A 3554-nucleotide genomic window follows, 5' to 3' on the forward strand; every position below is an offset into this window, starting at 1 on the left:
CCCGTGACCAGGCGCCGTACCACCTCTGCATCGATCTCTGACATACGTGTCCACCTTGTTCTACATGGACTCGTAGCTTCCCCTCTCAGGCCCTCTGTGGGAAGACGTAGTTGGATGACCGCTTACAGACAACCGGCGCCACCGCGCCTATCTCTGCACTCACCTTGAACACAGTATTGGCTCGAACCAAGGCTCTTGAGCTGCTGGATTTGGGTCCAAATCCAGCATGCGACAAGGCCGCTTTTGGGTGGAACATAGGTCCATCGCAAGGCCCAAACCACCGAACTGAACCGGGACTGCACAAACTGAACCGCGAGCGATCCACGGCCGAACCGCCACCGAACCGAAATTCCACGATGAAGCTGGTCCCCAAAGAGCCGCCAGGCCGCAGCACACGCAAAGCACGGGGCTTTGCTCCCGACATGCGGGAACTGCGGGCACAGGGCTACACCTTCGAGGCGATTCGAGAGGCGCTGGCAGCCGCAGGCGTTCACGTCAGCAAAGCCACGGTGCAACGCGAAGTGGCGAGGTTGGCCAAAGGTTCCGCCACTGCCGTGGCCGCCTCTTCAGGATTTCGCTCAGGCCACGAACTTCAGAGCGCGGAAACGATGACCGGGACGCCGGCACTACGACCACCGCCACTGGCCTCTCCAGACAGCCCGGCCGAAGTCGACCTGCGCAGCGGCAAAGAAGTCGCCGAGGCATTCACCAGCAGCCGGATCACCAACCCCCTTGTTCGCGCCAGGTTCAACGCAAAGGAAGCCCCATGAAGATCGCCGTCATCAACTTCTCGGGCAATGTCGGTAAAACCACGGTGGCCCGGCACCTGCTTCTGCCTCGGATCGCAGGCGCCGAACTGATTGCAGTTGAAAGCCTGAACGCCGATGAGGGTCAGGGTCAAGCTCTGCGCGGACGGCAGTTCGGGGAGCTGCAGGAGTACCTGCAAACCATCGACAACGCGGTGGTGGACATCGGGGCCAGCAACGTCGAAGAGCTGCTCGACCTGATGCGGCGGTACCGGGGCAGTCACGAGGACTTTGATTGTTTTGTGGTGCCCACCGTGCCTGCACTCAAGCAACAGCAAGACACCATCGCCACACTGGTGGACCTGTCGCGGCTGGGCTTGCCCGCTTCCAAGATCAGGCTGGTGTTCAACATGGTCGAAAGCGGTCTTCAATTCAAGACCACGTTCTTTCTGGTGCTGGGCTTTCTAGCCGAGCAGCGCATCGCCACCGCCAACCCGGACTGCCGCCTGGGCACGAACGAAATCTACGCCCGGATCCGCAACAAGGGCATAGACCTCGCCACCCTGGCCGGTGACGACACCGACTACAAGGCCTTGATCGTCAAGACCAAGGACACCGCCGAAAGGCTCGCTCTGGCCCAGAAGCTGGCCACGCGGCGCCTGGCCAGCGGCGTGGTGCCGGAGCTCGATGCCTGCTTTGCGGCGCTCGGCCTCGGTGCAGGCGGCGCAAACGACACGGTGCCACTGCACTCACCTACCCCATGCCCGACCTGACCACAGCACGCGAAGAGCTGATGGCCGTGGCCATCGGCCAACTGGGGGAACTGCTGGACCGCATGGATACCCTGGCGCCCAACCTGGACGCAAGCCGCATGGAGTTGCTGATAACCAGTACCGATCTGGCAAAAAAAGTCGAGGCCTATTCAAAGCGGATGGATGAAATCACCGAGAACGCGAAGCTGCAGACGGTGAAGCACATTGCCCGCCGCGCCGACGAAATGGCCCGGGGGACTGTGGAGACACAGACCCGCGCCGTGGAGGAAGCGGCGCGCATGGTGTTCCGCAATGAAGTCGGCCCGGCCCTGCAGCGGGTGGCGCTGCCGCTGCAGGACGTGGCAGACCTTGCCCGCAAAGGTGCACGCCCCTGGGAAGGGTGGCTGCTTCACGCCGCGACGGCGGTGCTTGCTTCGGCCATCAGCTGGGGGATGGCCGCTTGGCTGTGGCTTCGGTAGAAGCCGCGGCGGGAATGCGCGAGCCGGCGGCAGCCGGCGAGCGCGTTTCGGATTTTCTGGGGCACCACACCGCCCAGCGTTGCGGCGGTGTGGCGTTGGACCCGTTCAGGCCTTGAGCTTGCGCATCTCTTCGGCGAGTACCCACAGCGCGCGGTTCAGGCTCACGCTGCGATCGATGCTGGCCACCGGGCGGGTGTGCAGACGCCGGCCCTTGGCACCGCGCCCGGGCTGGCCACCGCGCAACGCGTTCTCCTGCACCCGCTGGAACGTGGTCCACAGGCTGTTGCCGAAGTCTTCCGGCCGACGGGCTTCGATCAACTGCTCGGCGGTCACCGGGGCCGGTGGTTCACCCTCCCCCCGTTCACCGTAGCGCAGCGCCAGGGCGGCGGTGGCAAAGGCTTGTTGTTCCTCACGCTGCAACGGCAGGGCCTTCATGCGGTCGGTGGATGCGTCCACTACCTCGAAGTCCTCCAGCACCCGGAACGCGCCTTCGATCACCTCGTCCTGGATGTTGCCCTTGTGGGGGATGCGGATGTCGTTGGTGACGTCGCCCACCACCAGACCGTTGCAGCAGACAAAACGGAACACGCCCGCGAGCATCTGGTAGCTGCTGGCGCCGTCGTGGCTGTTGATCAGGATGATCTCGTTGGCCTCGGGGCGGGTGTTCACCTGCCCTGCGTGGCGCATGCGGATCATGTGTTTGGTGAACTCGGTCTTGCCTTCGATGCGGCTTTTGCTCTGGGCCACCATGAAGGGCTCGAAGCCTTCCTGGCGCAAACCGCGCAGCACGGCGATGGTGGGGATGTAGGTGTAGCGCTCGGAACGGCTGCCGTGTTTGCCTTCGGCAAAGATGGACGGCGCGGCCCGGCGCATCTGGTCTTCGGCCAGCGGGGTCTCGCTGCGGATGACGAATGTGTTCTGACCAAAGCGAGCGGCCAGGCGGGGGGCATGGGCGGTAGAGATCATGGTGATGCTCCTGGATCGGTGAATGAGGAAGAAACGGGATGAGGGATACCGGGCGGCCGAACCGCCCGGTGTGGTGCTTCAGGCGGTGGCTGGCTGGCGGGCCTGGGAGTCATGGGTGTGGCGGCTGCGGCGGGCTTCGCTCTCGGCCTTGCTGTCGAGGTAGTCGAAGTCTTCGACGGTGAACTCGATCGCGTAGACCTCGCCGCCTTCGGCGTCCTGGTAGTTGTTGTTGTGCAGCCGGCCCACCAGGTTGACGTGGGAACCCTTGCCCAGGTACTCGGCGGCGTGTTCGGCCTGCTTGCCCCAGAGGGTCCAGCGAATCGACACCGCGCGTTCCTCGCGGTCCTCGCCGCTGCCTCGGTGCTGATTGCTGATGGCGATCAACACCGCCTTGGCGAGCTTGCCTTCGCGCCCGTTGACGAACTCGAGCTTGACGGCACCGGCCAGGTGCGCGTGGCGCTGGATGACTTGAACGTTGGCCATGGTGAAACTCCTTGCAAGAGCGACCAGCCGGAACCCGATCCGGGCTCCTCAAAACCGATCCTCTCGCTCGGACTCCCTCGCTCCCGCCCACGGGCGGGCGGAGGGTGGGCAAGGCCCCTTCCCTCGGG

General features: G+C 64.3%; 5 protein-coding genes. 3 read left to right on the forward strand and 2 right to left on the reverse strand.

Features of this window, described 5'->3' with window-relative positions; genetic code table 11:
* Positions 1-356: 356 nt before the first annotated feature.
* The 3 genes from B0E41_RS09915 to B0E41_RS09925 are packed head-to-tail and all read left to right on the forward strand — an operon-like array spanning position 357 to position 1977.
* Positions 357-770, forward strand: coding sequence for a hypothetical protein (locus tag B0E41_RS09915; protein ID WP_077330931.1), 414 nt, complete (start codon positions 357-359; stop codon positions 768-770).
* The gene (gene stbB, locus B0E41_RS09920) at positions 767-1519 is read left to right on the forward strand and encodes a StbB family protein (protein WP_077330932.1); all 753 of its coding nucleotides are present in this window, start codon (positions 767-769) and stop codon (positions 1517-1519) included. Before B0E41_RS09915 ends, stbB begins: the two co-directional genes overlap by 4 nt.
* On the forward strand, positions 1507-1977 hold the full coding sequence (locus B0E41_RS09925) for a hypothetical protein (protein ID WP_077330933.1): 471 nt from the start codon (positions 1507-1509) through the stop codon (positions 1975-1977). Before stbB ends, B0E41_RS09925 begins: the two co-directional genes overlap by 13 nt.
* 105 nt (positions 1978-2082) lie before the next feature.
* Here B0E41_RS09925 and B0E41_RS09930 read toward each other — a convergent pair whose 3' ends face one another.
* Both B0E41_RS09930 and B0E41_RS09935 read right to left on the reverse strand, forming a co-directional pair.
* Entirely contained in the window at positions 2083-2943 is an 861-nt protein-coding gene (locus B0E41_RS09930; protein ID WP_077330934.1) for a DUF932 domain-containing protein, read from the reverse strand.
* 78 nt (positions 2944-3021) lie between these two features.
* A complete protein-coding gene (locus B0E41_RS09935; RefSeq protein ID WP_077330935.1) occupies positions 3022-3426 on the reverse strand; it encodes a single-stranded DNA-binding protein in 405 nt (134 codons plus the stop codon).
* Positions 3427-3554 lie beyond the last annotated feature (128 nt).

This window comes from Hydrogenophaga sp. A37 (genome assembly GCF_002001205.1).
Taxonomy (GTDB): Bacteria; Pseudomonadota; Gammaproteobacteria; order Burkholderiales; family Burkholderiaceae_C; genus Hydrogenophaga.

What these genes read in the sequence shown, in the direction of transcription:
- B0E41_RS09915 (WP_077330931.1), top strand. Translation starts at nt 357, where the DNA reads ATGAAGCTGGTCCCCAAAGAGCCGCCAGGCCGCAGCACACGCAAAGCA.
- stbB (WP_077330932.1), top strand. Translation starts at nt 767, where the DNA reads ATGAAGATCGCCGTCATCAACTTCTCGGGCAATGTCGGTAAAACCACG.
- B0E41_RS09925 (WP_077330933.1), top strand. Translation starts at nt 1,507, where the DNA reads ATGCCCGACCTGACCACAGCACGCGAAGAGCTGATGGCCGTGGCCATC.
- B0E41_RS09930 (WP_077330934.1), bottom strand. Translation starts at nt 2,943, where the DNA reads ATGATCTCTACCGCCCATGCCCCCCGCCTGGCCGCTCGCTTTGGTCAG.
- B0E41_RS09935 (WP_077330935.1), bottom strand. Translation starts at nt 3,426, where the DNA reads ATGGCCAACGTTCAAGTCATCCAGCGCCACGCGCACCTGGCCGGTGCC.